Genomic DNA, 24847 nt, shown 5'->3' on the forward strand with positions numbered 1-24847 from the left:
GCTAGATTATAAGGTGCGCGAGACAATGACAGAAAGTATTTTATTCTCAATCATAGGCTTATCTCTGAGTTTATGTACTTGGATTTTCTTCATATCGCATAGAGATATTAAGCTTATAAATCAGATAACGATAGATATAGAACAAAATTCAGCAATCCTCAAAGAGGAAGAGATGACAACAGAAGATTTGATGAAAAAGTTTTCTGAAATAGAAAGAGATATTTTAACTGTGAAAAGAAAGTGATAAAAAATGTTCATGCCAACAACTCCAATATGTTTTATTTTTTTTGGTCGCTATTTCTACTATTATTTTATTTTATTATCAAAAAAAGAATAAAAAAAACAAAGTACACTTGTGCTAATATTTTATATAGAAAGAAATCCGGAATAAGAAGACAAGTAGTCTTAAAAAGATTTATAAAATACAAGATAGAAGAAGCGAAAAGTGAACTAGAAAATCTAAAGGAATTGCAAGGATAGATTATTAACTTTATTTTATAGGAGGGATATCAAGACTATATTTTATATGTACCGTCTCATTATGATCATTGGCAGATGTATGATGTATATGAAGTGTAATCTTTGGCTCATTGTACGGCTCATTGCACAGGAAATGTAGATCAAGAATAGTATAATTAATGTGCTGTTTTTTAGGGCGTATATTGATGATTTTCAATAATACACAAGACTGTTCTAAAGCTTTTTTGCATGATCCATAGAAGCAAAGGTGTTTTTCCTCTGTCCTTTTTGCTGTAGGATTTTCACGCAAAAATGGGATTAAGTTCCGTTCCAATAAACTCTAAATGGAGAACATAAGATTCATCATCATACATCTTTTCGATATATTCTTGTTCGTTTTCCATGAAAAGACTACCAATCTTATTGGTTAGACTTCTCATTTTATCTTTAAAGGACTCAAATGTGCATGCATTTTCTTTAAAAATTAATGGATTGTCATCGGATATAAAGATATCCTTGATGATTATACTGTTGTTGGAGTTATTTATTAATTTTAATGAAACTATGAGCTCCCGCGAAAAACTACCATCTTTATTGCTTAAGTCACATTCATTACTTTCTGGAAAATATGCATGTATTCGCTCTATTTCTAAGGGAAGTCCAAGATCAACTTTTCTTTTTTCCTCTAAATTCAAGCCAAGTTTTGCTAAAGAAATTATCGTGTTTTCTTCCAAGCTTTTGGCTTTATTTTTTTCTATTTCTAGAGCTTCTTTGTTTGTCTTATTTTTGTTCCATAAGTGGACAAATTTTATAATACGCCCAATAATCGTGATTATTATTCCCGCTATAGGGATAATCCAGACTAAGTTTTTGCTTATCCAATCCCACATCCGTAATTACCCCCCTTTGCGTTTTATTTATTCAATAGCAAAGCACTGTAATTCGCGTTTTATGATTCTGCAACGGGGGTTGGCATGAGGACTATTCTATGCCTTGACCTTGGTAGCAAAATGGGCTGGGCGGCATTTTGCGGTAATGGATTTATACGCAAGCCGCAGGTACACAGCCTTGCTAAAGATGCTTTTTGCCAAGGCGCTATGACCAGCGGCTCTGTTACCTTTAAAAAAAGAACTTTTGACGGGGGCGGCGTACGCTTTTCTAAATTCCGCATATGGCTAAGTGATACCAAACACCGCTTTGAATGTGCTGGAAGTAGTCTTGATAAAATCTATTACGAAGAAGTGCGTCGCCACCTTGGAACAGATGCCGCCCATGTTTACGGCGGCTTTTTAGGCGTTCTCACCGCTTGGTGTGAACATCATCAGATTGACTATCAAGGCGTGCCCGTTGGTACCATTAAGAAGCACGCTACAGGCAAAGGCAATGCATCAAAAGATGATGTTTTAAATGCCATATGGGATAGAGGCCATCATCCAGAGGATGACAACGAGGCCGATGCCTTAGCCCTTTTATATTACGCTTTAGATCGAGAGGAGGAGGATATGGAGAGCTGATGCATATCTTGATTGATCTCACCACCGCTTTAGCAAACTCTGGAGCTAGCGCAGAGCAAATAGTTGCCGCGGTTCATGCTGTTTGCAATTACGAAAAAAAGGTACGCGAAGCAAAACGCTTGGCGCATCTTGAAGCACGCCGCTATAAGGCAATGTCACCTCTTTATATGGAGGTAGCCAATACAGACCATTTTCCCGATGTGGGAAAAGTGGTTTATGACTGTAACGAGTCTTCATATCAAGGCGAGGCAGAAGAAAAAAAGAAATCTGCTAATGCTCTTCGTCAGCAACGCTTTAAAGAACGTTTTAAAAAATGTTATGGGATAAATTATTCACGGCTTTATGACTGTAACACTAAAAGCGTTACCCAAGGCGTTACCCGCGTTACCCAAGGCGTTACCCACCCCACCGAAAGCGTTACCCAAAGCGTTACCCGCGTTACCCACCCTGCTGAAAGCGTTACCCAAGGCGTTACCCACCCCACCGAAAGCGTTACCCAAAGCGTTACCCGCGTTACCCACCCTGCTGAAAGCGTTACCCAAGGCGTTACCCACCCCACCGAAAGCGTTACCCAAAGCGTTACCCGCGTTACCCACCCTGCTGAAAGCGTTACCCAAGGCGTTACCCACCCCACCGAAAGCGTTACCCAAAGCGTTACCCAAGGCGTTACCCACCCCACCGAAAGCGTTACCCAACAAAATTTAAAAAAAGAAAAAAAGAAAATACCCCCCCACACCCCCCTAAAAGAAAAAAATAAAAAAAACAAACCCTATACGCGCGTATAAACGCGAGGGATCCCGAAACAAATTTCAACACTCCCTTCGACAAACCTCGACCTCGCTACAACGGCTAGTGAGCCCATAGAGGCTATTCCACAGCCCCCCAAAACACCACAATCCTCAAGGGGTTGTCGCCTACCACCCGATTTTGAGCCCGATCTTAACTTCGCTAGACAGCAAGGCTTAACGGAGGAGAAAATCTGCGTTGAAGTCGAAAAATTCCGTGACTATTGGGGCGCCAAGGCGGGGAAAGACGCCACAAAAGTTAACTGGCAAAGCACATGGCGTAATTGGATTAGAAGATCACAAGAATATTCCGCAAAAGGAGGCGGTAATGGAACCACAAATAACAACACCCGACAAAATTTTGGACAGCCCAATAACCATAATCAACAACAGCGCGGCTGGGGGCATCGCGTCGCGGAAAAAATGCTTAAGATCCCAACTACAGGAGATATGTACGCTTTTCTGTTCGAAAACACACCGCCAACCACCGTTTCTGTGGATGAAGGGGCAAAAGCCAACACCCCAAGAACAGCAGGAAATCTTATCGCTAACTAAGCAAGCTTTAAAAGAACTGGATAGGCCTGCTGATGCCAAGGACATTAGCCTTGCCTTTGCTCTGCTTAGCGCTGGTTTAAAAGTTTCAACCAATCAAGACGAAAATGCAACCGCTTTGGCTTATAAGAGGGCTCTTGAAGACATTGGCTATTGGGCTCTACAGAAGGCAACAGAAGACGTTTTGCGCGGTAAGGCAATAGGACTTTCAGCAACCTTCATGCCTGCTACTTCTGAGTTTGTTCTCTATTGCGGACAGCTTGAAAACAATTGCCGGCGTATGATTGATTACATTCACAAAACTTTAAATAAAGGCGAGGCCAATGTTTAAAAAACAAAAGACCATTGTCGCCACCCTATCGGGCTATGCAAACCATAAAGCAGGCGTACAACAAGTGTTCTACAACCTCTACGAGGACAAATACGGGCGGCGTTTCATGCAACGCTTTGAAGGCAAAACCTATAATTACACACCCTTTGGTGCTGATTTTAGCGTTGCGGCCTATGTTGATGCTTGGCTCCATGGCGGCTCTTTGCCACAAGCCGCTTTAGCAAAAAGCCAAGCCGAAGAAGCCGAAAACCTGCTTGATTTGGAAGAGATTACAGGACTACAGCTATTTGAACAGAAGGAAACCACACAATGTCTAGCCTAAATAAAGTTATACTTATTGGCCATTTGGGCAGAGATCCAGAAATCAAAGCCATGCAAACGGGCGGGCAAGTGGCTCTATTCTCATTAGCAACTAGTGAACGCTGGAAGGATAAGAACACGGGTGAGAAGCGCGAAAAGACCGAATGGCATCGCATTGTGATTTTTGACGAAAACCTTGTCAATATTGCCGCCTCTTATCTAAAAAAGGGAAGCCATATCTACGTAGAAGGGCAATTACAAACCCGCAAATGGAAAGACCAAAGCGGTGTGGAACATTACACCACAGAAGTTGTTTTACAGAAATACCGCGGTGTTATCCAAATGCTGGGGCAAGCAGGCAATCAAGGTCAAGACACACAGCAAGTCACAAGCCAAAAGCCCCCAGCTGGTGCTAGCACCATGACCTATGGCCAACACAGAGGCCAAACACAGGCATCCTATCAAGCGCCATTATCCTACGATGATCAACTCAATGATGAAATACCGTTTTAGAGAGGCAAACGATTGCAAAACGCGTGCTTATCATTGATTAATATTTTAATATTTCATCCAAGGAAAGCGAAACAAAGATGATTGATCCTGCACTGTTCAATTTACCATGGTTGACATTGGTCACATTAGCCTCTGGCTATGCTGGGTATCATATTGCCAATAACGGCATACACATGGATGATAGAACCGCAAACATCTTCTTCCCATCCCTTTGCTTTGGCTTGATTGGTGCGAGTTTTTATAAAGCCGCCGTGTATTTTGGTATGGTTGAACCTTTTCCGGCTATCCCTGCGTTTTTTGGGACAATTATTATAAGCGCGCTTTGGCGTAAATATTTTCGCCTATGGTTTTATAAAATACTACGTAAGCTGGATATTAGTCACGCTAACAATATGCCATCGGCTTGGATAGGCTTTTACGAAAATACCAAAACACGTACCTATGAACTCTGTGTTCAGCTAAAGGATGGCACCAATTTTTTATCACAAGACGTCGCTAAGTTTCAAGAGCTACCTAATGGGCCTTTCGCGTTAGGCAGTACAGGCGATGTTGTCATGTATGTTACTCATGAAGCGCATCCCGAAGTTGACAACTGGATAGAACGTAAGGAAATTTTACATGAAGAAGCAGGCGCTTATGCGACCTACATCCCTGCCGATCAAATCAAGCTGGTAAGCTTGAGAAGGATATGGGCTACCTCTTGCGCAACTTTGGGGAAAGACTAGGAGGCGCAGGAGGATTCTTGACATGATCGGATGGAACTGCTTTCTGCTGAACATCTAAACCTATTTTTCTGTCATCATTTAAATATGGATACATATTCAGACTTTTAGCTATTGTGGGATGTATATTGTTTTTTTTCTTCTTCATGGAATCACCTTTTCTTTAAAATTATAGAAGAAGACTATTTCTATAGCTACTCAACATCACACAATATCTAAATAAAGAGTTTAATATTAAGAATTGGCAATTCCATGGAAAGCGTTAAAACTTATGACTCCCGAACCGTTGCCTATAAGTTTTTAGACCTTAAAGAAAAAGAGGACGGCGGCAGTTTAACGCTTACGCAAGTTTTAAAGCTTGTATATATCGCGCATGGTTGGATGTTAGGCATTTATCACCACCCGTTGATTAAAGATCCTGTTCAAGCATGGACGTATGGCCCTGTTATACCGAATCTTTATGAAGCGATTAGGCGGTTTGGTAAATCAACGGTCAAGAAGGCCGCTTTAAAGACTGACGAGACATTAAATACAGAAGCAATTAAAATCATTGAATGGGTTTACAAACATTACGGGCATTTAAGTGACTATAAGCTCTCTGATATCACTCATGCAAAAGGCACCCCTTGGGAGCAAACCTATACAGGAGAATTTGGAACACCTATTAGTGATAAGTTGATTGAAACCTACTATCGTGGGTTATGGTGTGAGGCGAAATAAAACCGTGTAAGTCTTAATCGCTACATTGCTTCTAAGCTATAGGCTTTTGCCCTAGACATCGCTCTTTTACATCAATATATAGTGTGTACCATTTATTAATACGTAATATATTGATATTATTAAGAGAAAGGAGCGAGGGATGGCAGTTAAGAAGCGCAAGAAAGCGAGAGGTCGGCCACGGATTGAAGGCGTGGCTCGTGAACCTAGTGGACGGATATCGCGTTCAGGCCATGGTTTCACACGTCGTGGTGCTAATGATAATGAACCAATTGATTTACTAGCCCTAAGGATGCGTGCAAAGCATGCAGGCCTATCATTGGAAGATGCGAAGAACCCATTAGCGGCAACTTCTATTGGCCGTTTGCGTTTGCTAGGGCGCGAACAAGGATTGAGTGAAGCGCAATACGACGCCGCCGAAAAGTATTTACAGGTGCGCAATGATTATCTTTGTGCAAAGGGTTTTGCTCATGGCTATTATGATAGACCACAAAGCCAAGACTTTACAGGAACTGTAGAAGAATGGGTTATCAAATGCACCAAACGGTGGCAAGATGCGCGGCTCGCTCTTAAAGAAGCGCAGTTTGATAACCCCGATGACAATCTATTCGCGGCTATTCAGTATATCGTTGAGGATGATATGGATGTATCACATTTGGTAGGTGCTCTCCGTTTAGCTCTCAACGCTTTGTCGCGCCATTTTTTACTTGACAAAAGCATGTCATAAATAGAAACTGACATTGGGTGCTGTGAAGATTTCCGCCTAAATTTTGGTTCGACTTTGTAACGAACATTTTCACTTACCTTTCCCGACAATGCAGTGCATAGAGGTGATCCATGGCGTTCAGTAACGACGAGGCTGTCACTGTGCGCTTTGATCTAAAAGACGCCAATAACATGTTGGATGTCTTAGGTGAGACGCAATTACACAAAGTAGCAAGCGCCTCTATCAATAATACGCTTAGCAAGGCGCGTACCAAAACAATCACCATGATCCGCAAGAAAGCGGGTCTACCTGCTAAATACCGCAAGAACTATTTGAATGATAAGGTGAGGCGTTCAGCGAAAGCTACGCCCCAGCAACTCTATTCTAAGATGATTGTGCTCTATGGAGATATCCCGCTTAAGCTGTTTAAGCATGAGGAGCAAGCAAGCATCGGTATGCAGGTTGAACTGCTTGGTGGCAAGCAGATGTTTGCAGGCTATTTTGATCATGGCGGCACCTTCCCCAACCGTACGCCGCTAAAGCCTAAATTAAACAATCATGTATTCATGCGCGATCCAAGCAAGACTAAGCGTGTGCGCTTAGCTAATGGTAAGACAAAACTTGTGCCGCGTTTGATCAGGCCTCTAGGTGTTAATGCCGCATAATTATGACCCGCGATGGTATGCAGGCTAAAGTAGCGCAGATGGTTAGCACGATGTTTCAAGAGACCATGCAGAAGAACATCAACAAGGCTCTGCTTAAGTGAAGTGGGTTTAATTTTCCAATAATTAGAAAAATATTCTAATATTGCCAAGGTACTTCCCGCGGGGGGGGCATAGGCGGGTCGATGCGCAGCGCGATATTTTTCTAGCGTCAGGGATTTTTAAATCACTTAACTTGTTAACTCATTGAAACAAAATACAATTATTTGACGCTAATTTTGTTGGGATTATCGTAGCTATTTTGCAAAGCATTTCTATGCGGCTTTTGGAGATTTTTTACAAAAATGTCAGAGCTAGAATTAGAAAATAATTCCAATGTAAAAGAGCGACGCGCCCTATTCTCTAAGCGTCTAGGGGTTAGCAAGGCCTATATAACCCAACTTGTAAAGAAGGGTTTGCCCACAAGCGATGATGGTCAATTCATCCTCGTTGATGAAGCTTTAGCATGGATTAAAGCCAACATTGCGCCCGCCTATAAAAAGAGTAAAGTCGGTGAAGTTGTTAACCTTGATCTTAACGAAGTTAAGTCGCGCTTAACTCTTGCCCAAGCAGAGAAGGTAGAATTTGAACTTAAGGTCAAGAAGCAGGACTATGTGCCGATAGATTATGCTAAGCGGCAGGCATTTGTATTTGCCCGTAGCTGTCGTGATATGCTGATGTTGTTTCCAAGCCGCCACAGTGGTGATATTGCCAGCGCGTTAGAGTGTGACCATAACAAGGTTGCCATAGTTTTAGAACAGCATATGCGCGATGCTTTGATAGAGCTTGATACGATTCCTATGCCTGATTTTGCAAAAGTCGACGAAGAAGAGGAAAGCGACAATGTTCAGAACACCAGTGAATATGAAGCAACAGAATGAGGCTCTGACCAAAATTTGCAAAGCCCTTCAGGAAGGGATAATGCCTGACCCCATAGGCCTGCGTCCCAGAGGTGATGGGTTGAACATGAGCATAAACAAGGATTACCAAGCCCGAAACCTCGTTAAGCTTTGGGCAGCCTTTAAAGAAGGGTTTCGCTCTGACCCCGCCTATACGGTGTCTCAATGGGCGGACGTCCATCGTTATTTGTCGACACAAGCAAGTGCAGAAGCTGGCCTATGGCGGACATCAAGAACGCCTTATCTGCGCGAGATCATGGACAATCTGTCGAGCTATTCAAGCATTGAGACGACGGTTGTTATGAAGGGCGCGCAAATTGGTATGTCAGAAGCGGCGCTAAACTTCTGCGGTTATGCCATACACCATTCGCCTGGCCCCATTCTGTATGTGATGCCTACGGTAGATATGGCAAAGAAGCTCTCAAAGATGCGTGTTGAGCATATGATACGCAACAGCAAGGCTTTGTCAGAGCGCATTGCCCCACCACGCGCGCGCGATAGCGGCAATACGCTGTTTATGAAGGAGTTTGCAGGCGGTTCATTAAACTTGACGGGTGCTAATTCAGCGGTGGGCTTGCGCTCTATGTCTATTCGTTATTTGGTGCTTGATGAGGTTGATGGGTATCCGTTTAATGTTGATGATGAAGGCGATCCCATTACCCTTGCTCTTCGTCGTACGGCAAGCTACCCGCGGCGTAAAGTATTTATGCTCTCAACGCCAGCAAGCCTTGAGACCAGCCGTATTAAAGCCGAATTCGAGAAGGGTGATCAGCGTTATTATAACGTTGCCTGTAAAGAGTGTCATGAGCTACAACCTATTACGTGGGCACAGATCCGCTGGCCTGAAGACAAGCCTGAGGAGGCCCACTTTTTTTGCGCCCATTGTGGTGCTATTCATGAGGAACATCACAAAGCGGCGTTGCTGAGCGAAGCCAATGGCGCGCGTTGGGTAGCAACCAAACAGAGCCGCTATAACAACTTTCGCTCCTATCACCTATCGGCGCTTTATTCGCCATGGTTTACGTGGGGCGAATGCGCACGCGCATTTCTAGAGGCCAAGGACCCTGCCAAACTACAATCCTTTGTCAATACTGTATTGGGCGAACCTTGGGAAGAGTATGATGCTGGGGGAACGGATGCTAGCGCGCTTTACGCTTTGCGCGAAGAATACCCACTCTTACCGCCGCAGGTGGCCATTCTAACCTGTGGTGTTGATGTGCAACCTGATCGCTTGGAGTTGGAGCTTGTTGGCTGGGGGCGTGATGAAGAGAGCTGGAACATTGATTATAAAATCTTTTTGGGCGACCCATCGGCAGCAGAGGTTTGGCACCATCTAGATACGTATCTTAGTAGGCGTTGGCCCCATCCTGCTTTAGACAATGGTCTGCTGATCCATGCGACGTGTGTTGATACGGGGGGCTCAAATACGCAAGCGGTGTATGATTATGTGCGACCGCGTCAAGGCCATAATATATGGGGCATTAAAGGGAGTAGTAATAGTACGTCTACCGTGTGGCCCAAACGACCAACCCACAACAATAATGGAAAGATCAATCTTTATGTCATTGGTGTGAGCGCCGCTAAAGATATGGTTATGGCGCGTCTTAAAAGGACGGGGCCTGATGCTGTTGGCTATGGTGCCTGCCACTTCCATATCGAGCGTGACTTAGAATACTTCCAGCAATTAACAGCAGAGCGCAAAAAGACAAAATATAGCAAGGGTCAACCAAAGATAGACTGGGTAAAGGCCAATAATGCCCGCAATGAGGCATTGGATTGCCGCGTCTATGCCTATGCGGCGCTATGCGGCTTATCGGCGATGGGGATATCCTTAGAGCAACAAGCGCAAGCTTTAGAACAGAAGATGATAGAGCGCGGCCTATCCTTTGATAAGGACGAAGTTCTTGCCCCGCCAGCACCACCTATACGGCGGCGGCCGCGTATGATGAGAAGTTCGTATATGCTATGAACGAGGTTTGATATGCAAGACATAGAGGCGCGGTTAAAGCGGCTAAGACAGCAGCGTGATGCGCTGGCAGAAGGCCTTTATTCTGCCGCCCAATCTATACGCCATGGCGACAAGCAGATCTATAACCGCTCGGTGAGCGAGAATAAGCTATCATTGGCGGCTTTGGATGCAGAAATCGCCCAATTAGAAGGCCGCCCGAAAGCGCGCCTCTTTTATATCGCGGCAGGCCGAGGTTATTAATGGCAGGTATTATTAAGCGGATGGCCAACGCCTTTCAGGTGATGGTTGGCAGTGGACCCTATTTTGATGCGGCAAGCCGTAGCCGCCGCTTACGTGGCTTTATCCCCACAAAGACTCACATTAATAGGGCGATCCAAGCCGAAGGCCAAACCGTTCTTGCTCGCTCCCGTAGCCTTTATGATAATAATAGCATCTATGGTGCGGCGGTTGATGAATGGGTATCAGCGGCGGTCAATGATGGGATTAAGCCTGTACCACGCATCAAAGGCTTTGAAGCCCAAAAGCGCGCATTAGAGAATTTGTGGTGGCAGTGGGTTGATGAGGCTGATTATGAGGGGGTTAGTGATTTTTACGGGATGCAGGCCACCATTGCCCGCGAAGTGTTTCTTGCGGGTGAAGTCTTTGTGCGCTTGCGCCCTGTTCCGCTAGACGCGTGTAGCGCTGTTCCGCTCAAGCTAGAAATCTATCCTGCAGAGCTATTGGATGTAACCTATGATGGCCCCGCAGAAATACCTGGGCATCATATCCGCATGGGCATTGAATTTAATGCATTTGGTGATCGCATTGCCTACCATTTTTTCCGCTATCATCCCTATGACATAGTACCCAATGGAAGGCTTGCAGAGGGAATGCAAGAGCGGGTACGCATAGAAGCCCCCTATATCATCCATATTAAAGAACGCCGACAAGCCCAACAATTGCGCGGCACACCAAAGATCACCCGCAGTATGGTGCAATTGTTTCAATTGGCCGCTTATGATGATGCTGAGCTTGATCGCAAAAAGACCACAGCGCTTTTTACCGCTTTTATTTTAGGTGGTGAGAGTAATCCGCTCACCCCAGATGTACAAGCGGAGCGCACTATGAATACAGCCTCCCTAGCCGGTGGTGAAGGAGACACCATTGAACTGGCTCCAGGCTTGGTTACGGTATTAGAGAATGGCCAAGATATTCGCTTTTCTGCGCCCGCCGAGGTGGGCGGCTCTTATGAACCGTTTCAATACCGCAATTTGTTAAAAATCTGCGCTGGTCTGAACATGCCCTATTCAACGGTGAGCGGCGATGTGACGCGGGGCAATTTCTCCAATGTGCGCACATCCATTATTCAGTTTCGTCGCCATATTAGGCAATGGCGAGCCAATGTCATGGCCTTTCAATTAAACCGCATCGTGTGGAAGCGCTTTGTGGAAATGGCTGTATTGGTGGGTGCCATAGACTTACCCGACTATGATCACAATCCCTTACCTTGGTTGCAATCAGAGAGCCATGCCGCGCAATTGGAAATGGTCGATCCGTTAAAGGACATCGCCGCCGAGAAGGAAGAAATCCGTGCGGGTCTAAAAAGCTTAACGCAAGCCTTAAATGAGCGTGGCTATAGTCGCGATGATATTTACACAGAGATTGAAGAAGAGCGAAGCGAAGCACTAAGGCGTGGTCTGCATTTTGATACTGAGACCCCAGCCCCCCACAACCGTCCTGCTTGATGATGATAGCAATGACGAAGATAAACAAAACGCTCTCATATCTGAGAATGCGGCCTAAAGCGATAGGGTATCAGATGGACTTTGTGCATTGTCTTGCGCGGCTCTATAACCGCCCGCATATGATTACCCCAGAAAAGCTAGACACAATCTTGAGCGCGCTTTCGCCGCGCCTTACAGGGCAAATCGGTGCCTTTATCAAGAATAGTGATGAGACACGCTTGCCTGAAGCACATCAAGTAGTGGACGGCATCGCTATTCTTCCTGTTCATGGCACTTTGGTGCGCCGTGGCGGCTTTATGGCCGCACAATCGGGGCTAACCTCTTATGATGGCTTGCGGGCAAGCTTTATAGAAGCGGTGAGCGCACCGGATGTGCGCGCTGTTTTACTTGATATTGATAGCTATGGCGGTGAAGCGGGCGGCGTCTTTGATCTTGTGGAGGAGTGGCGTGCTTTATCGCGTAGCTATCAAAAACCTATTTGGGCGCATGCTAATGAAATGGCCTGTTCAGCCGCCTATGCCATCAGTTGTGCGGCTGAGCAAATATGGCTAAGCCGGACAAGTGATGTGGGCTCTATCGGGGTGGTAACAGCCCATATGGATCAATCTAAGGCGGATGCAAAAGAAGGGCTGCGCTGGACTTACATATTTGCGGGGGAAAATAAAGTAGATGGCAATCCGCATGAACCCTTAAGCGATGGCGCACGGGCTAAAATCCAAGAGGATTGCGATACGCTCTATCATATGTTTGTCGATCTGGTGGCAAAGGCGCGCAAATGTTCACGCCAGCAGATCATTGATACACGTGCCGACACATTTTTAGGACAAGAGGCACTCACACAGGGCTTGGCTGATCGTCTTGGAACATTTGATACAGCTTTACAACAACTCATAGAGACCACAAAAACGCAAGAAGGACAAAACGTATGGCTTACCGAAACTACCGCCTCGAGCAAAATGATGACGATGCAAAAAAAAAAAAAAACGCAAAGACACCCTGCCTGATGAAGAAGAAGACGACGAGGACGACACAGGTGATGAAGAACAAGACGACGATGAAGAACGCGACTCCGGCGAAAGCACCGATCCAGAAGATGACGAAGAAGAAGACAAGAAAGACAAGCCGCAAGGCCGCCCTAGCAAGGCTGGGATAAAGCACGAGCGCCAGCGCTGTGCCCGCTTGCTTGCAATAGAGAAACAAGCGCAGAGCCTTGGAGCACGCTTTAACGCTCAAGCGGCTATCGATAAGCGGCTGAGCGTAGAACAAGCCCAACAGCATGTTCTAGACGCCTTAGTAGAAGCTAGCTGCAGTAAAACAATCTCTCCTTATGCAAACACAAGTGCGGGCGAGATCAGCCAATCAAAGAAACTCGCATCTGGAAATGGAAAAAAGGGAAAGTGTAGAATGGCAAATGTTCTTTATGAAGGGCGCCGCACGGGCGCCTATCTCATTAGCGACGATATCCACCTTTCCCGTGAAAGCGTCACCTTTGCCGCGGGAGATCAAGTAGAGGCAGGCACGGTGATGGCCAAGCTTGTTGGCAATGGCCAGTATGTGCCGCTAAACCCAACGGCAACCGATGGTAGCGAAGTAGCAAGCGCTATTGCCTATGACAATGTTGAGCCTTCATCCACACCGCGGCGCGCTGTTGTTACGCTACGGCAAACGGCGGTCAAAGCATCGGAGCTAATTTGGCAAAAAAAAAAATAACAACAGAGCAACGTCAAAAAGCCATAGATGCCTTGGCGTTAGCAACCATCATTTTACGCTAAAGGACAAAGCCCCATGCAAATAGATATCTTTAATGATGATGCCTTTTCGGCAATAAACATGACCAAAGCACTGGATTATTATGATTTTAAGCCAGATCTCATTGGCTCTCTTAAGCTGTTTGATGATGTGCCTATTTCCACAACCCATGTGGCCATTGAACGACGCAATAACCAATTGCAAATCATTCGTACATCAGAGCGCGGTGCACCACTGGAAGAAGCGGGACGCGAGCGCCGCGATATCCGTGCATTTAGAACGGTGCGTCTTGCCAAGGGCAATACTTTGTCTGCCTCTGAAATCCAAAACGTACGGGCTTTTGGCAGTGAGAGCGAATTAGAAACCGCCATTGAATATATATCGCGCGCTCAAGATCGCCTAACAAGCGATATGGAAGTAACCCTTGAAAGCCATATGTTTGGTGCAATCCAAGGGGTTGTTCTTGATGCTGATGGCTCGGTGATTATTGATTGGTTTAAGGAATGGGGTATCACCCCTCCCCAAGATATTAACTTTGCTTTGGATAGCGAAACAACGCAAGTTGAGCGCATTTGTCGTGAGATTATTCGGACAATGCAACGGGCTTCAAAAGGGGCTTATCGTTTAGGCTCTAGTGTCATAGGGCTTTGTGGCGATAAGTTTTTTGATGATCTCACCAACCATAAAACCGTGCGTGAAACGTTTCTCAATACCCAAAATGCCCAAACCCTTAACCGCTCTTTTGGAGCGGCGACCGCATCGGTACTACAAAGCGGTTCTTTTGCAAGTTTTGACTATGGTGGCATCCGCTTTATCAACTATCGTGGCGTTGATGATTATGACGATAAAGCACAAGCAGGTACAAAACGTGCTTTAGGGATTAGACCTAATGAATGCCAATTTGTGCCCGTTAATACACCTGGGGTGTTCCAACAGGCCTTCTCGCCTTGTGAGAGCTTTGCCTTTGCTAATACCATCGGCCGCCCCCTTTACTCAATGCTCATCCGCGACATAGCGCGTGATTTTTGGGTGCGACCTGAAGTCTATAGCTACCCCCTCTTTATCTGTACACGCCCCGAAATGCTCATCAAAGGCGTGACAAAGAAATAAACCATTAGAGCTAGCGGTAAATAGCGCGGCGATTACCAACGCGTAAAACAACAATGGTAAGAGTTTTATCCTCTATATTAGCAATAATACGGTAATCGCCGATACGGTATTTCCAGAACTCGCCCAAACGATTCCCCCTTAATGCCTCGCCTATGCTACGGGGGTTATCAAGGGGTGCTATGCGCTCATGAAGAACTGTTAAAATCCGCTGTGCTACTTGTTTATCAAGCTTTTTTAACTCTCGCACAGCCGCGGGAACGAATTCAATGGCCCATGTCATAATCAGCCAAAACATCTTTTAGAGGTATTGCCTTGCTTTTACCTGAGCGTAATTCCGTCATCCTTTGTTCAGCTAGATAAAGGTCTTCGAGATCATCAATATAATTATTTAGAGCTTCTCGTAGATAAAAAGACTTACTACGCCCCGTTTGCTTCGCTAATTGGGAGAGCCTTTGTTCTAAGTCTTCGGGTAATCGCACTGCTAGCATGAACGTTCTCTCTCCATAATTAGTGCCCTTGTCATACATGTATAACATAGTACTACAACAAAGGCAATTAAACAAAACGCTTTAGGATGAACAATGGATAGGTTGCAAGTATTGTCTGCGCTTGGGCTGGATAACATTTCTGCTGAGACTGGTGCTCAAGAGATTATCGGGCTTGAGGTAAAAGACGATGTCATTCGCCCTATTGAGCGGGGGGTGTTGCACGCGCAAGTAGCTTCTGTGCAAGAGAAGACGCGCTCTATCATCATCCATGGTTTTGTACGCGAGGCCTTGATTACCTTAGACCCATTGCAAGATGGGTCTAAGCTTTCTGCTCAAGAGATTGATAAGGTCTTATTGACAAAGGCCAAAGCGGCCATTCCTGCCCTTATCGAAAACATGGACCTAATCTTTGAGATCTTTCGCTTTGGTGCCATGCAAGGCGTAGTTTATGACGTGAATGGCAGTGTATTGGTTGATTGGTTTGATGTTTTTGGCATTAAGCGGCCAGAGCCTATCCAATTTAACTTGATTTATGACCTTGATGATAGTGACACAGACATTGCAAGTCTTTGTAGCCATGTGATAGAGGCGATGAAACGCGCCTGCCATGGTGCCTTCCCCACAAATGGAAGTGCCCTTGCCCTATGTGGAGAGGCATTTTACGATGCGCTTATCCAGCACCCACAGGTACAGGCTCAGGCCATTGAGGGCGGCTTTACCTATGGTGGTATTACATTCATGGATTATCATGGCGTTAGTGATTATGAGGGACGTGCGCGCTTTGGCATACCCGATGCAATCGGTATGAAGTCCAATGAATGTCAATTCATCCCGCAAGGGATGGGAGGGCTTTTTTACGAGATCTTCACGCGCAACGACGCGGTAGAAGGCGCTCATGATAGCGTGCTTGAGATGTATACAGAGGTTTTCATGGGTGATGCGCAAACCCCGTGGATACGGCCGCGTATTTCTAGCAATGGTTTGTTTATTTGTGCTCAGCCGCAAATGTTATTGCGCGGCATTGGATTTTCTAAGGCGCCAGAAACAGCTAAAGCCAAGCCACCTGCATCAAAAAATGTAAAAGGCTTTTTTAAAGGCCTTGGTGTGTTTGAAACGCGCCTATGCAATGCCCCTTTTGTTGATATCCATGATGGAGACAACATAATAAAAAATTATTCCCCTTGATCGGCTTGGTGCACAGAGCAATAGCAGGCTTAATCATGATTGAGAACTGGAACGCTAACCTTAAGGCCATGAATGATGTCTTATGTGAGACCTTTGGCAGGGCTCTAACCTATACACGCAAAACTACGGGCGAAGTTTTTAGCATAAGCGCCATTTATGATGAGACCTATGCGCAAGACCCCGTCTATGGCACAACAGATTTTACCAATCCTATTAAAATGCTTGATATTCGCCTTAGCGATATAGGCGGTGCCCCCAAACAAGGTGATAGGGTTGTTTTGGATCAGGAGACCTTCATCATTAGTGATGTGATCACCTCGACCAGCGGTATGATGAAAGTGGCTTTAGTAGAAGACCACGCCTGATAGGAAGCGCTATAATATGAGCACCCATCGCCTACTTATTCGCAACACGATTATTGACCTGCTTAAGGCTGGAAACACCATAGCTGGTAAAGAATGTGTTTGCGCAACGGGCGTTTGCGCTTAACAAAGATATATTCCCTGCTCTACTTGTTTACACATTAGGTGAGGATTTAGACCTTGAGCAAGTGCAAGACTACGGTATGCGGCGGCGTACCCTGCATATAGCGATTGAATGTTGCATAGCGGGCTATGAGCAGGAAGATGATATGGATCGTTTGACATGGGATGTCGAAACCATTCTCTATCAAGCGCCTAATCTTAATAGATTGGTAGAAAGCTGCTTATTGACCCAATGGGAGTATCATGGGGGCGCAAAAGGAACGACACTTGCCCTTTGGGCGACCCTTTATTACGACATCATCTATTGCACCCATATGGCGCCAAGCGATGAAGCGGTAGTGGTGCACAGCGTGCGCGCTATAGCTATGAGCCCGATACGGGGCTTTCGCACCGCAATGATTATCAAGAGGCTTTATAGATGTATAGCGAGTTGTATCGTCGTCTCATTGATTTAGAGCGGCGCGTTGCTGGTTTAGTGGTGGTTGGTAGTGTATCACAAGCCAATCATGAGAATGGGCGCTACCGTGTTAAAAGTGGTGACCTTGAGACCGATTGGTTGCCCGATATACAGCCGCGTGCGGGCAAGACCCGCCAATGGAGCGGGCGTGATGTGGGCGAGCAAGTTGTTATGGCGTGTCCAAGCGGTGATTTGGCGCAAGGGGTGATTGTAGGGGCGCTTGCGACCGAGACTACTCAAGCGGCCGATAAAGGCAACCTACACCGCACCGTTTATCCTGATGGAAGCCAAATAGAGTATGATGATGAACGCCATAGCTATACAATGACCATTGCGGACAAAGGCACATTTGATGTGTCTATTAGCAGTGGTGGCGGCTTTAGCCTTGCCATTGAGGGCGGCGCTAAGATCAGCGCTAAGGATGGCGTGCTAGAGATTTACGCGCCGCGTGGCATTATGCTTACTACCGATGAAACGATCGGGATTAATGCACAAGCTATGCAAACAAAACTGCCCAAAGGCATTAGCATTAAAACTGATGGTGATTTGGGGATAGAAGCACAAAATGTAACCACCAAAGCCGCAAATCAAATGCGCCTACAAGCAGGTGGTGTCGCCATTCAATCAGGCACGCTTAGCCATAATGGTAGCAATATTGGGCAAAGCCACGTGCATGGTGGCGTTGCGGTCGGTGGCTCTATCACTACCTCAGCGCAATAGAGAGATAGTATGAGCGATCCTGTATTGTTTCTTCTAGTCTGGCAGATATGGGCTATATTAGCTTGTGGATACGTTGGGTATCATATTGCCAATAACGGCATACACACGGATGATAGAACCGCAAACATCTTCTTTCCATCCCTTTGCTTTGGCTTGATTGGTGCGAGTTTTTATAAAGCCGCCGTGTATTTTGGTATGGCTGAACCTTTTCCGGCTATCCCTGCGTTTTTTGGGACAATTATTATAAGCGCGCTTTGGCGTAAATATTTTCGCCTATGGTTTTATAAAATATTACGTAAGTTGGATATTAGTCACTGCGACCACACCCCTTCTGCTTGGATCCAGTTTAGCGAAACTCTAAATGCGCGTCCTCAGGAAATTAATGTTGTTTTGAAAGATGATACTACCCTTGTATCAAGAGGTCTTCATCGTTTTGTAAACCTTCCTAACGGTCCCTATGCTTTGGGGGCGACAGGCGACGTAGTGCTTTATATTACGCATTCAATGGCCCCTGCCCAAGAAGACTGGATAGAATATGAAGATGTTTTACACAAAGAAGCAGGTGCTTACGCGACTTACATTCCTGCTGATCAGATCAAAATGGTAAGCTTGAGAAGAACGTGCGCGACTTCTTAGAATTCCCAGCGCAATAGAGAGATATTATGTTGATTGGCATGGATAGAGAGAGAGTGGAAAGCCGCTTTCTGGTATGGATCATCTGCGGCAATCGCTGATTGATATTTTAATGACTGCTAAAGGAAGCCGTGTGATGCGTCGCGCCTATGGTAGCGATGTAGCGCGCTTACTTGACCAGCCAGTGAATGCATTTTTTTTTTGCTGTGGATCTGTATATGGCTGTAGCCCAAGCGCTTAAAGAATATGAGCCGCGTTTAAAGCTGAACACGATCTCTTATACTATGCCCCAAGCGGGCTGTGTTGAGATCAGTTTTGACGGGCTTTACATGCCAAGCGGCAAGCCTATTAAAATGGAAGGGCTGGTTTTACAATGAGCCAAAACGCCTATTTCCATACATTAGACTTAACGCAAATTCCTGCCCCTGACTTTGTTGAAGAGGTCTCTTATGAAGCCATTCGCCAAGCTGCCATTGCTAAGTTAAAAGCGTTAGAGCCAAATTATAGTGTGCTTGAGAGCGATCCCGCAATTAAGGTGATTGAAGCCTTTTGCTATATCGGGAGTTTTTATTGCGCCAACGCATTAACGATGCGGCACGCGCTAATAATATTGTGAGCGCGCGCGGACATGACCTTGATGTTATGGGTGCTTTTGCCAATGTTATGCGCCTTGATAGAGAGACGGACGCGCGCTTTCGCTCGCGCATTCAGCAAGCACTAAGCGGCCTTTCAACCGCTGGTCCAAGACGGGCTTATTTGTTCCACACGATGAGCGTTTCAACAGCGATTGTGCATGCTAATGTTGATAGTCAGAACTTAGGTGAGGTGAACATTAGCCTTCTTGCTTATGAAGATGTGAAGGATGGTACAGAAGAAGAAACGGTGATCGGGCGTGCTTTATTTGCTCAACCAGAGCAAAGCGCGTTTACACGTATCCTTTGCCGCCCCGATCATGAGATTTTAAAGATGGTGCGTGCGCGTTTAAACCAAGAGGATTTACGCCCTTTAACCGATCATGTTGTGGTATCTATGGCGGTTCCAAAGCCTTATTCTATTGCCGCCGCCAAGCTTACAATTTATCCCGGTCCCGACCAAGGCGTTGTGAAAGAGCAATCCCTAAAGCGCTTAAAAGCCTATTTGCAAGAGGTGCAAAAGGTTGGTTATAGCGCAACGCGTTCTGGCCTTATTGCCGCTCTAACAAGCACAGGCATTCAAAATGTGGTGCTTGAAGCGCCAAGCGTTGATCAGCTTTGTAAGAGTTTCGAAATCGCTGTAGCCACAGATATCGCGGTGGAGATTGACCATGTCAGCGTTTAGTTCGCTTCTGCCGGCAAGGTCAACAGCCTTTGAGCGCAATCTAGAACAAGCAACAAGCTTTCCAAGCTTACCGATTGATGCTTTGGCTGATTTTACCAATCCTGATGCTATTGCGGAACATCTCTTGCCATGGCTGGCGTTTCGCTTTGGCATTGAGATATGGAATGACCAATGGACGATCGCCCAAAAGCGCCAAGTCATTGCCCGCGCCTTTGAACTCCAGCGCATTAAAGGCACGGCGGCAGGATTAAAAACCTATATTGCCTTGGTTGGTAGTGAACTACGCCAAATTGTCACACCCCCGCAACGGATGTTTTTGTCAGAAGGCATGAGCAAAGACAAGCTAGAGGCGTGGCATAGCGAGCAACCACAAATCCGCATTCGCTTTGTAAAAGAGCGGTTTCTTGCCCAAGGTGAGGCCTTTTGTGGGCAGGGCTTTTTAAACCATAGTTTTCTATTGCCATCGCGCGCACGCCAATTTTATGGGCGGCGCGCTAGTTTGTGGCAGAATGGTAAGGAGACACCGCTTACCAAAATTGACTTACCCGCAAGGCAAAAGCAGCGTGTTGAGCGCTTTCTGTTAGCAGGTGAGGCTGGACAGGGCGCCTTCTTAGGCAAGATGGGGCGTAGCTTTTTAGGTGTTTGTAAGAGAGAGCCACAAATTATCACAATACGCCAAGACGTGGATTACTATGATCAAACCTCGCCCCTATGGCCTAATGGGGTGAGCGCGCCTCTCTTGAACCTATGGACGTGCGACCTAAGCGGATGTCAAGCAAAGGCGAGGATGCCTATGGCATGTTTTGTGGCAAAGGAACAACGCGTTTTCTAGGGCGCAACTTTTTATTGCCCTCCAAAGCCCATGAGATGATCTATGACTCTATTGCGCTTTATGAGCAAAAGCCAACATGGGCTAAGCGCACTACCGGTGCTTTTCTTGGCCATTGCCGCCTTTCTATGCCCGCCTATCAGGCAGAAGTGGCTATTGATTTAAAGGTTAAGAGCCGGCCACGCAGTAGTTTCTTGGGGGTGAGCTTTTTAGGAAAGAGCTTTTTATACACGAAAGACCACAGCCAAATGCAACAGGTCGCGCGCGCTATTGCCCTTTCCAAAGCACAACGCGACCAAATTTTGGTGACATGGCAAACCACGCGTCCCCGCCGCTTTGATGACCAAACACCGCTTAATGGATCGGTGCGGTTTAATAGCGCGCTACCCTTTCAGCTTTAGGAGTATTTTATGGAAAAGACCGCCATCTTTTATCCACAACAACAAATGACCTCAGACTCTCTCAATAATATTGGTGAGTTTGCGCGCGAGGGTTTGGATCATATTGTCCATGATGCAATCACCAGCACCACCAAATTTTGGAACTTTCCCGTAGCCAAGACCGGCCCCATGGAGGTAACGGTTGGCGAAGGCAGGCTTTATTACAATGGCAAAGTATATGCGCGCCAAGAAGATAATGGGGTGATTTTATCCCTTGCCAACTACCTACCAACCATCACTAAGAAAATTGTCACCATTGCGGTTTGGGGCAAAACGCTTGATAGCGCTATTGAACCAGTTACCTTTCTCGTAAAGGAGAAGTCGGATAAAGAGTCAGATGAATGGTCAAATAAGATCGAACCACGCCCCGTAGCGACCGTCAATCAGCGCTTTGCAGAGGTTAATGCGGTAGAAGGCATTGAGAACGCCAATCCACAACCGCCCATCCTTGATAGCGCTGTGGTACCTGTAGCCTATGTCCTATGTCACGCTCACACCTGCGGGCATAGCCTCAATTGAAGCGGTGCAAGAGAATAGGATTATCTCGCTTGAGAAGGTACAAACCGATATCACAAATGTGAAAGGCTGGATGCACAACACAGGTAAGCGCATTGATACGCTGGATACCGATATGACCGCCTTAGCATCAAGCCTTAAAGGCGTGGTGCGCCAAGATGAGTTTTTTAATGCCGCCGCTGATATTGGTCGCCTCAAGGCGCGGGTTGGCATGCCTGAAGATATGTCCTTTTGGGGTGCTGATCACTATTTAAGCCTTAAGCAATCCGATAGTGATAGCCAACACCCTGAGTATCTTTGTAAGGTTGAAGAAGGTATACGCTTTGGCAACGCGGCTGAGCGCAAAGCTAATATCAACTTGCTTAATCCATTAGAGCCGCGTGTTATGCTTAATGGCAATTTTGCGCTTCCCGCCTATAGTCCTAAACTAAGGCTTGATCTTGCGGGTAAGGATGTGAGATTATCCTTTCGCAATATACGGTGCGAAGCGGTGTGAACATGGTGCAAAAGACCCGCACCCGCACACGCATACGCTATGGGGTTACAAGGTCGGTGTGCACCAATTCTTCTTGGTGGAATTCGGGGCGCTATGACCCCGTTACGGGGATCTTTCGCAGGGATGGTGAGACATGGGAAGTAACACCAGAAGATCGTCGCAACGCCGCCGCCCATACGGGCTATGTGCGGGTGACCCAATTTTGGTATGATAGTTATGATGAAGCCTATTGGGATGCGCAGGTGGAAACGTTCACCCTAAACGGCACGATTGCCGCGCAAACATGGCTCAATGCACAGGATGGTTGGTTGACCCATATTGATTTGTTCTTCTCACAAATCGCTAAAACGGGTGACATCCATGTATTGATCACAGAAACCGATCACGGCGCACCTGATTTGAACAAGGTGTTGGCGCGGGTCAAGATCGCAGTAGAGGATCTTAAAGTCTATCCCCATGAGACCAAAGTCCCTATAGGCCCCGTCTTTGTGACCAAAGGCCGCTATGCTTTGGTTTTGGTAACAGATGGTGCGCATATGGCCTGCACGATCAATGGCAATAAATATGGCCAAGGCCAATATTTTTATTCGGGCGATGGCGGCGGCTGGTTTATGGGCGACGCTAAAATTGATCTTGCTATGCGCCTTTATTATGCCCATTTCAACGCAACACGCGCAGAAGTGCAAGTGGAGCCATGGGTGTTGGAAGGCGGCATTGGTGATGTTGATATTTTGGCCGAAAGCTTTGTGCCCGAAGGCTGTCAATTGGTGTGGCAAATCCGTGTTGAAGGCCAATGGAGACCCATTGCTAGCGATGCACCAAACCTCTTGCTCGGTCTTAACCCGCTTTATGAAGCGCGCTTGGTGTTCATTGGAACAACTGACCTTATGCCAAGCTTTACCTTTGGCTCTGCGTCAAGCATCACAACAGCGCGCGCACGCACAGATTATACCCATATCTCAAAGGCACGCACAATGCCTACAGGCGTCACCCTTGTAGAGGTGCGCTTAAGGCTTGAAGACTACGAGCAGACTAACCACACATGCGTTGTGCGACTTATGGCTGGTGATGATTTTAAAAGCCTTACCGCGCCAAGTAGCGTCAAGGATTATAAAACTGAAGATCCCAACGCGATAGAGCGGCGCTGGCAATTTAAGTTTACCTCCCTCAAAGCCTATAAAATCAAGATTACCGGCACCACTAAAAGCCCACTTAACACCTATCACGTAGCAGAGCGCGTTGATATTGGTCGCACAGCGTAAAGGAGAAGACTCATGGCAAAGACGACACAAGAGAGCAAATATGAAGCCGATATCTATTATAAGGTCACATTCAATAGACCAGTGACTCTTCATAATACAACCTATACCGCCATTAGTACTAATTATTTTCTAGGAAGCCTGCTTGAAGATGTTGACCCCGCTCTGATTGAGGAAGTCATTAGAGTTGGGCCAGAGGTTTAAGCGCGAAGATAAACAAAGGTTTTAGCTGTGCAGCAGGTAGAAAAGAAACACCCAGAAAGCCGCTATCCAGCCTATTGTGTACGCGGTAGTGATATTTTAGATGATGTGCGCTGGAACCGTTTGGTGCGCGATCTTGACACGCGTCTATTAAAGGTTGAAGGCCAAAGCTTTAGCTTTGATGAAGCCAATAATGAAGTGTTGGCTATGGGGCTTAAACGGCTTAATGAGATTTTAGGGCCGATAACAGAGCGTTTGCGCAAACTCACAGAACTTGGGTTTTTGCTTGCTGATGTGGATGGTGCTTTAAGCGTTCGCCAAGGGGATATCCGCGATATTGCCTTAGTTAAGGGTGAGCAAGCCGAAAGCTTTGTGCCCTCGCCCTTCGTGGCTTTAACCAGCAAGCATGATAGTACGGCTTACGCCATTTGCCGGATGATTCACTATGATCGTGAGAGAGCGGTTTTACGACTATTTGTCATGGCGGTTTATGGGGCAAACAGCGATGCAACGCTTGGCCCCTTAGATGATTGGCAAGTATCAGCCTTAGCCGCCGCAACCATGGCTAGTCAGACCCTATTTGATCAGACGAAAAGGTTACGCGATGACGTAGCCCTTGATAAACAAAAGGTCGAAGACGATAAGCAGCACGTGCATGTCGATTTAAACAATGCGATACAAGCACGCAATGGTGCGCAAGTAGCAAAAAATGACACGCAACAATTGCTTGCTGATTTTAAACAACGCTATCTAGGGGCGCTTACAAGCTTACCTGTCAAGGCTCCTATCGGCACTTTGGCGTTTGATATAAGCCAACATCCCAATCAGATGAAGCAAATGTCTAAAGATGGCTGGGTTCCCACTTCTACGGTGTCGATTGGTGGTTTGCGTCAACAGCTTTATGTCACAAAAGTAGAGGGTGAAACGGGTCCATTTAAGGTTGATGGTGGGTTTGATGATGGCATGGTCTTTATAAGCGGCAATAGTTATTATGAAGATTAGGATTAAGTTTTAACAAAGCAACGAGCACCTTTAGCCTCAAACTAACAGCGCCGCTTAAAGCCGGCACG

The 24847-nt window shown here is 46.2% G+C and carries 37 protein-coding genes; 34 read left to right on the forward strand and 3 right to left on the reverse strand.

What is annotated here, in order from left to right:
- Nucleotides 1-25: 25 nt before the first annotated feature.
- Nucleotides 26-244, forward strand: a complete 219-nt coding sequence (locus tag ACK28X_RS05030; protein WP_412057092.1) for a hypothetical protein — start codon at nucleotides 26-28, stop codon at nucleotides 242-244.
- A 517-nt stretch (nucleotides 245-761) separates the two neighbouring features.
- On the opposite strand, the gene ACK28X_RS05035 is transcribed toward ACK28X_RS05030, so the two are convergent.
- Nucleotides 762-1349, reverse strand: coding sequence for a hypothetical protein (locus tag ACK28X_RS05035; protein ID WP_412057351.1), 588 nt, complete (start codon nucleotides 1347-1349; stop codon nucleotides 762-764).
- A gap of 84 nt (nucleotides 1350-1433) precedes the next feature.
- Here ACK28X_RS05035 and ACK28X_RS05040 point away from each other — a divergent pair, with 84 nt between their 5' ends.
- The 17 genes from ACK28X_RS05040 (at nucleotide 1434) to ACK28X_RS05120 (ending at nucleotide 14751) form a co-directional block, all read left to right on the forward strand.
- Entirely contained in the window at nucleotides 1434-1973 is a 540-nt protein-coding gene (locus tag ACK28X_RS05040) for a hypothetical protein (RefSeq protein WP_412057077.1), read from the forward strand.
- A complete protein-coding gene (locus tag ACK28X_RS05045; protein WP_412057352.1) occupies nucleotides 1973-2758 on the forward strand; it encodes a hypothetical protein in 786 nt (261 codons plus the stop codon). The genes ACK28X_RS05040 and ACK28X_RS05045 overlap by 1 nt, the downstream gene beginning before the upstream one ends.
- Nucleotides 2759-3086: 328 nt before the next feature.
- Nucleotides 3087-3641 carry a hypothetical protein gene (locus tag ACK28X_RS05050; RefSeq protein ID WP_412057095.1) on the forward strand — a complete coding sequence of 185 codons (555 nt, stop codon included), beginning with the start codon at nucleotides 3087-3089 and terminating at the stop codon, nucleotides 3639-3641.
- Complete coding sequence (locus tag ACK28X_RS05055) at nucleotides 3634-3963, forward strand: hypothetical protein (protein ID WP_412057096.1); 330 nt, start codon at nucleotides 3634-3636, stop codon at nucleotides 3961-3963. Before ACK28X_RS05050 ends, ACK28X_RS05055 begins: the two co-directional genes overlap by 8 nt.
- Nucleotides 3951-4454, forward strand: a complete 504-nt coding sequence (ssb, locus tag ACK28X_RS05060) for a single-stranded DNA-binding protein (protein WP_412057081.1) — start codon at nucleotides 3951-3953, stop codon at nucleotides 4452-4454. Before ACK28X_RS05055 ends, ssb begins: the two co-directional genes overlap by 13 nt.
- 77 nt (nucleotides 4455-4531) lie before the next feature.
- Nucleotides 4532-5179: a hypothetical protein gene (locus tag ACK28X_RS05065; RefSeq protein ID WP_412057097.1), complete on the forward strand. Its 648-nt coding sequence runs from the start codon at nucleotides 4532-4534 to the stop codon at nucleotides 5177-5179.
- A gap of 249 nt (nucleotides 5180-5428) precedes the next feature.
- Nucleotides 5429-5896, forward strand: coding sequence for a Panacea domain-containing protein (locus tag ACK28X_RS05070; RefSeq protein ID WP_412057083.1), 468 nt, complete (start codon nucleotides 5429-5431; stop codon nucleotides 5894-5896).
- 139 nt (nucleotides 5897-6035) lie between these two features.
- On the forward strand, nucleotides 6036-6620 hold the full coding sequence (locus ACK28X_RS05075; RefSeq protein WP_412057353.1) for a hypothetical protein: 585 nt from the start codon (nucleotides 6036-6038) through the stop codon (nucleotides 6618-6620).
- A 110-nt stretch (nucleotides 6621-6730) separates the two neighbouring features.
- Nucleotides 6731-7264, forward strand: coding sequence for a hypothetical protein (locus ACK28X_RS05080; protein ID WP_412057354.1), 534 nt, complete (start codon nucleotides 6731-6733; stop codon nucleotides 7262-7264).
- Between the two features lie 341 nt (nucleotides 7265-7605).
- Nucleotides 7606-8181 carry a hypothetical protein gene (locus ACK28X_RS05085; RefSeq protein WP_412057166.1) on the forward strand — a complete coding sequence of 192 codons (576 nt, stop codon included), beginning with the start codon at nucleotides 7606-7608 and terminating at the stop codon, nucleotides 8179-8181.
- Between the two features lie 85 nt (nucleotides 8182-8266).
- Nucleotides 8267-10168: a phage terminase large subunit family protein gene (locus ACK28X_RS05090; RefSeq protein ID WP_412058236.1), complete on the forward strand. Its 1902-nt coding sequence runs from the start codon at nucleotides 8267-8269 to the stop codon at nucleotides 10166-10168.
- Between the two features lie 12 nt (nucleotides 10169-10180).
- Nucleotides 10181-10408, forward strand: coding sequence for a phage head-tail joining protein (locus tag ACK28X_RS05095; protein WP_412057169.1), 228 nt, complete (start codon nucleotides 10181-10183; stop codon nucleotides 10406-10408).
- Entirely contained in the window at nucleotides 10408-11892 is a 1485-nt protein-coding gene (locus ACK28X_RS05100; protein WP_412057355.1) for a phage portal protein, read from the forward strand. The genes ACK28X_RS05095 and ACK28X_RS05100 overlap by 1 nt, the downstream gene beginning before the upstream one ends.
- A 74-nt stretch (nucleotides 11893-11966) precedes the next feature.
- On the forward strand, nucleotides 11967-12896 hold the full coding sequence (locus tag ACK28X_RS05105; RefSeq protein ID WP_412057356.1) for a S49 family peptidase: 930 nt from the start codon (nucleotides 11967-11969) through the stop codon (nucleotides 12894-12896).
- On the forward strand, nucleotides 12896-13045 hold the full coding sequence (locus ACK28X_RS05110; RefSeq protein ID WP_412057357.1) for a hypothetical protein: 150 nt from the start codon (nucleotides 12896-12898) through the stop codon (nucleotides 13043-13045). The genes ACK28X_RS05105 and ACK28X_RS05110 overlap by 1 nt, the downstream gene beginning before the upstream one ends.
- A 26-nt stretch (nucleotides 13046-13071) precedes the next feature.
- On the forward strand, nucleotides 13072-13602 hold the full coding sequence (locus ACK28X_RS05115; protein WP_412057358.1) for a head decoration protein: 531 nt from the start codon (nucleotides 13072-13074) through the stop codon (nucleotides 13600-13602).
- 75 nt (nucleotides 13603-13677) lie between these two features.
- Nucleotides 13678-14751, forward strand: a complete 1074-nt coding sequence (locus tag ACK28X_RS05120) for a major capsid protein (protein WP_412057174.1) — start codon at nucleotides 13678-13680, stop codon at nucleotides 14749-14751.
- 10 nt (nucleotides 14752-14761) lie between these two features.
- Here ACK28X_RS05120 and ACK28X_RS05125 read toward each other — a convergent pair whose 3' ends face one another.
- Together ACK28X_RS05125 and ACK28X_RS05130 are read right to left on the reverse strand one after the other, a co-directional pair.
- Entirely contained in the window at nucleotides 14762-15046 is a 285-nt protein-coding gene (locus ACK28X_RS05125) for a type II toxin-antitoxin system RelE family toxin (protein ID WP_412057175.1), read from the reverse strand.
- Nucleotides 15015-15239 carry a DUF6290 family protein gene (locus ACK28X_RS05130; RefSeq protein ID WP_412057176.1) on the reverse strand — a complete coding sequence of 75 codons (225 nt, stop codon included), beginning with the start codon at nucleotides 15237-15239 and terminating at the stop codon, nucleotides 15015-15017. The genes ACK28X_RS05125 and ACK28X_RS05130 overlap by 32 nt, the downstream gene beginning before the upstream one ends.
- A gap of 93 nt (nucleotides 15240-15332) precedes the next feature.
- Here ACK28X_RS05130 and ACK28X_RS05135 point away from each other — a divergent pair, with 93 nt between their 5' ends.
- The 16 genes from ACK28X_RS05135 to ACK28X_RS05210 all read left to right on the forward strand — a co-directional run bounded on the left by ACK28X_RS05135 (nucleotide 15333) and on the right by ACK28X_RS05210 (nucleotide 24779).
- Nucleotides 15333-16424, forward strand: a complete 1092-nt coding sequence (locus tag ACK28X_RS05135) for a major capsid protein (RefSeq protein ID WP_412057359.1) — start codon at nucleotides 15333-15335, stop codon at nucleotides 16422-16424.
- 35 nt (nucleotides 16425-16459) lie between these two features.
- A complete protein-coding gene (locus ACK28X_RS05140; RefSeq protein ID WP_412057109.1) occupies nucleotides 16460-16789 on the forward strand; it encodes a hypothetical protein in 330 nt (109 codons plus the stop codon).
- Between the two features lie 95 nt (nucleotides 16790-16884).
- Nucleotides 16885-17364 carry a hypothetical protein gene (locus ACK28X_RS05145; protein WP_412057360.1) on the forward strand — a complete coding sequence of 160 codons (480 nt, stop codon included), beginning with the start codon at nucleotides 16885-16887 and terminating at the stop codon, nucleotides 17362-17364.
- Entirely contained in the window at nucleotides 17328-18086 is a 759-nt protein-coding gene (locus tag ACK28X_RS05150) for a phage baseplate assembly protein V (protein ID WP_412057181.1), read from the forward strand. The genes ACK28X_RS05145 and ACK28X_RS05150 overlap by 37 nt, the downstream gene beginning before the upstream one ends.
- Before the next feature lie 9 nt (nucleotides 18087-18095).
- A complete protein-coding gene (locus ACK28X_RS05155; protein WP_412057182.1) occupies nucleotides 18096-18722 on the forward strand; it encodes a hypothetical protein in 627 nt (208 codons plus the stop codon).
- A 73-nt stretch (nucleotides 18723-18795) separates the two neighbouring features.
- Nucleotides 18796-18960, forward strand: coding sequence for a GPW/gp25 family protein (locus ACK28X_RS05160; protein WP_412057361.1), 165 nt, complete (start codon nucleotides 18796-18798; stop codon nucleotides 18958-18960).
- Nucleotides 18938-19096, forward strand: a complete 159-nt coding sequence (locus ACK28X_RS05165) for a hypothetical protein (RefSeq protein ID WP_412057113.1) — start codon at nucleotides 18938-18940, stop codon at nucleotides 19094-19096. The genes ACK28X_RS05160 and ACK28X_RS05165 overlap by 23 nt, the downstream gene beginning before the upstream one ends.
- Nucleotides 19093-19335 carry a hypothetical protein gene (locus ACK28X_RS05170; protein ID WP_412057362.1) on the forward strand — a complete coding sequence of 81 codons (243 nt, stop codon included), beginning with the start codon at nucleotides 19093-19095 and terminating at the stop codon, nucleotides 19333-19335. The genes ACK28X_RS05165 and ACK28X_RS05170 overlap by 4 nt, the downstream gene beginning before the upstream one ends.
- Nucleotides 19290-20036 carry a baseplate J/gp47 family protein gene (locus ACK28X_RS05175; protein ID WP_412057363.1) on the forward strand — a complete coding sequence of 249 codons (747 nt, stop codon included), beginning with the start codon at nucleotides 19290-19292 and terminating at the stop codon, nucleotides 20034-20036. Before ACK28X_RS05170 ends, ACK28X_RS05175 begins: the two co-directional genes overlap by 46 nt.
- Nucleotides 20023-20868: a phage tail protein I gene (locus tag ACK28X_RS05180; protein ID WP_412057364.1), complete on the forward strand. Its 846-nt coding sequence runs from the start codon at nucleotides 20023-20025 to the stop codon at nucleotides 20866-20868. Before ACK28X_RS05175 ends, ACK28X_RS05180 begins: the two co-directional genes overlap by 14 nt.
- Nucleotides 20835-21266, forward strand: coding sequence for a hypothetical protein (locus ACK28X_RS05185; RefSeq protein ID WP_412057365.1), 432 nt, complete (start codon nucleotides 20835-20837; stop codon nucleotides 21264-21266). Before ACK28X_RS05180 ends, ACK28X_RS05185 begins: the two co-directional genes overlap by 34 nt.
- A gap of 9 nt (nucleotides 21267-21275) precedes the next feature.
- The gene (locus tag ACK28X_RS05190) at nucleotides 21276-21824 is read left to right on the forward strand and encodes a hypothetical protein (protein ID WP_412057366.1); all 549 of its coding nucleotides are present in this window, start codon (nucleotides 21276-21278) and stop codon (nucleotides 21822-21824) included.
- Nucleotides 21781-22317, forward strand: coding sequence for a hypothetical protein (locus tag ACK28X_RS05195; protein ID WP_412057367.1), 537 nt, complete (start codon nucleotides 21781-21783; stop codon nucleotides 22315-22317). The genes ACK28X_RS05190 and ACK28X_RS05195 overlap by 44 nt, the downstream gene beginning before the upstream one ends.
- Before the next feature lie 2 nt (nucleotides 22318-22319).
- The gene (locus ACK28X_RS05200; RefSeq protein ID WP_412057368.1) at nucleotides 22320-23579 is read left to right on the forward strand and encodes a hypothetical protein; all 1260 of its coding nucleotides are present in this window, start codon (nucleotides 22320-22322) and stop codon (nucleotides 23577-23579) included.
- Nucleotides 23580-23591: 12 nt separating this feature from the next.
- Nucleotides 23592-23780: a hypothetical protein gene (locus ACK28X_RS05205; protein ID WP_412057119.1), complete on the forward strand. Its 189-nt coding sequence runs from the start codon at nucleotides 23592-23594 to the stop codon at nucleotides 23778-23780.
- 27 nt (nucleotides 23781-23807) lie between these two features.
- Nucleotides 23808-24779 (forward strand): hypothetical protein, encoded by a 972-nt coding sequence (locus ACK28X_RS05210; RefSeq protein ID WP_412057369.1) that lies wholly within the window; start codon nucleotides 23808-23810, stop codon nucleotides 24777-24779.
- Nucleotides 24780-24847: the final 68 nt, after the last annotated feature.

Source organism: Bartonella sp. DGB2 (assembly GCF_046843095.1).
GTDB lineage: Bacteria > Pseudomonadota > Alphaproteobacteria > Rhizobiales > Rhizobiaceae > Bartonella.

What these genes read in the sequence shown, in the direction of transcription:
- ACK28X_RS05030 (WP_412057092.1), top strand. Translation starts at nt 26, where the DNA reads ATGACAGAAAGTATTTTATTCTCAATCATAGGCTTATCTCTGAGTTTA.
- ACK28X_RS05035 (WP_412057351.1), bottom strand. Translation starts at nt 1,349, where the DNA reads ATGTGGGATTGGATAAGCAAAAACTTAGTCTGGATTATCCCTATAGCG.
- ACK28X_RS05040 (WP_412057077.1), top strand. Translation starts at nt 1,434, where the DNA reads ATGAGGACTATTCTATGCCTTGACCTTGGTAGCAAAATGGGCTGGGCG.
- ACK28X_RS05045 (WP_412057352.1), top strand. Translation starts at nt 1,973, where the DNA reads ATGCATATCTTGATTGATCTCACCACCGCTTTAGCAAACTCTGGAGCT.
- ACK28X_RS05050 (WP_412057095.1), top strand. Translation starts at nt 3,087, where the DNA reads ATGGAACCACAAATAACAACACCCGACAAAATTTTGGACAGCCCAATA.
- ACK28X_RS05055 (WP_412057096.1), top strand. Translation starts at nt 3,634, where the DNA reads ATGTTTAAAAAACAAAAGACCATTGTCGCCACCCTATCGGGCTATGCA.
- ssb (WP_412057081.1), top strand. Translation starts at nt 3,951, where the DNA reads ATGTCTAGCCTAAATAAAGTTATACTTATTGGCCATTTGGGCAGAGAT.
- ACK28X_RS05065 (WP_412057097.1), top strand. Translation starts at nt 4,532, where the DNA reads ATGATTGATCCTGCACTGTTCAATTTACCATGGTTGACATTGGTCACA.
- ACK28X_RS05070 (WP_412057083.1), top strand. Translation starts at nt 5,429, where the DNA reads ATGGAAAGCGTTAAAACTTATGACTCCCGAACCGTTGCCTATAAGTTT.
- ACK28X_RS05075 (WP_412057353.1), top strand. Translation starts at nt 6,036, where the DNA reads ATGGCAGTTAAGAAGCGCAAGAAAGCGAGAGGTCGGCCACGGATTGAA.
- ACK28X_RS05080 (WP_412057354.1), top strand. Translation starts at nt 6,731, where the DNA reads ATGGCGTTCAGTAACGACGAGGCTGTCACTGTGCGCTTTGATCTAAAA.
- ACK28X_RS05085 (WP_412057166.1), top strand. Translation starts at nt 7,606, where the DNA reads ATGTCAGAGCTAGAATTAGAAAATAATTCCAATGTAAAAGAGCGACGC.
- ACK28X_RS05090 (WP_412058236.1), top strand. Translation starts at nt 8,267, where the DNA reads ATGAGCATAAACAAGGATTACCAAGCCCGAAACCTCGTTAAGCTTTGG.
- ACK28X_RS05095 (WP_412057169.1), top strand. Translation starts at nt 10,181, where the DNA reads ATGCAAGACATAGAGGCGCGGTTAAAGCGGCTAAGACAGCAGCGTGAT.
- ACK28X_RS05100 (WP_412057355.1), top strand. Translation starts at nt 10,408, where the DNA reads ATGGCAGGTATTATTAAGCGGATGGCCAACGCCTTTCAGGTGATGGTT.
- ACK28X_RS05105 (WP_412057356.1), top strand. Translation starts at nt 11,967, where the DNA reads ATGGACTTTGTGCATTGTCTTGCGCGGCTCTATAACCGCCCGCATATG.
- ACK28X_RS05110 (WP_412057357.1), top strand. Translation starts at nt 12,896, where the DNA reads ATGAAGAAGAAGACGACGAGGACGACACAGGTGATGAAGAACAAGACG.
- ACK28X_RS05120 (WP_412057174.1), top strand. Translation starts at nt 13,678, where the DNA reads ATGCAAATAGATATCTTTAATGATGATGCCTTTTCGGCAATAAACATG.
- ACK28X_RS05125 (WP_412057175.1), bottom strand. Translation starts at nt 15,046, where the DNA reads ATGTTTTGGCTGATTATGACATGGGCCATTGAATTCGTTCCCGCGGCT.
- ACK28X_RS05130 (WP_412057176.1), bottom strand. Translation starts at nt 15,239, where the DNA reads ATGCTAGCAGTGCGATTACCCGAAGACTTAGAACAAAGGCTCTCCCAA.
- ACK28X_RS05135 (WP_412057359.1), top strand. Translation starts at nt 15,333, where the DNA reads ATGGATAGGTTGCAAGTATTGTCTGCGCTTGGGCTGGATAACATTTCT.
- ACK28X_RS05140 (WP_412057109.1), top strand. Translation starts at nt 16,460, where the DNA reads ATGATTGAGAACTGGAACGCTAACCTTAAGGCCATGAATGATGTCTTA.
- ACK28X_RS05150 (WP_412057181.1), top strand. Translation starts at nt 17,328, where the DNA reads ATGTATAGCGAGTTGTATCGTCGTCTCATTGATTTAGAGCGGCGCGTT.
- ACK28X_RS05155 (WP_412057182.1), top strand. Translation starts at nt 18,096, where the DNA reads ATGAGCGATCCTGTATTGTTTCTTCTAGTCTGGCAGATATGGGCTATA.
- ACK28X_RS05160 (WP_412057361.1), top strand. Translation starts at nt 18,796, where the DNA reads ATGGATCATCTGCGGCAATCGCTGATTGATATTTTAATGACTGCTAAA.
- ACK28X_RS05165 (WP_412057113.1), top strand. Translation starts at nt 18,938, where the DNA reads ATGGCTGTAGCCCAAGCGCTTAAAGAATATGAGCCGCGTTTAAAGCTG.
- ACK28X_RS05170 (WP_412057362.1), top strand. Translation starts at nt 19,093, where the DNA reads ATGAGCCAAAACGCCTATTTCCATACATTAGACTTAACGCAAATTCCT.
- ACK28X_RS05180 (WP_412057364.1), top strand. Translation starts at nt 20,023, where the DNA reads ATGTCAGCGTTTAGTTCGCTTCTGCCGGCAAGGTCAACAGCCTTTGAG.
- ACK28X_RS05185 (WP_412057365.1), top strand. Translation starts at nt 20,835, where the DNA reads ATGTTTTGTGGCAAAGGAACAACGCGTTTTCTAGGGCGCAACTTTTTA.
- ACK28X_RS05190 (WP_412057366.1), top strand. Translation starts at nt 21,276, where the DNA reads ATGGAAAAGACCGCCATCTTTTATCCACAACAACAAATGACCTCAGAC.
- ACK28X_RS05195 (WP_412057367.1), top strand. Translation starts at nt 21,781, where the DNA reads ATGTCCTATGTCACGCTCACACCTGCGGGCATAGCCTCAATTGAAGCG.
- ACK28X_RS05200 (WP_412057368.1), top strand. Translation starts at nt 22,320, where the DNA reads ATGGTGCAAAAGACCCGCACCCGCACACGCATACGCTATGGGGTTACA.
- ACK28X_RS05205 (WP_412057119.1), top strand. Translation starts at nt 23,592, where the DNA reads ATGGCAAAGACGACACAAGAGAGCAAATATGAAGCCGATATCTATTAT.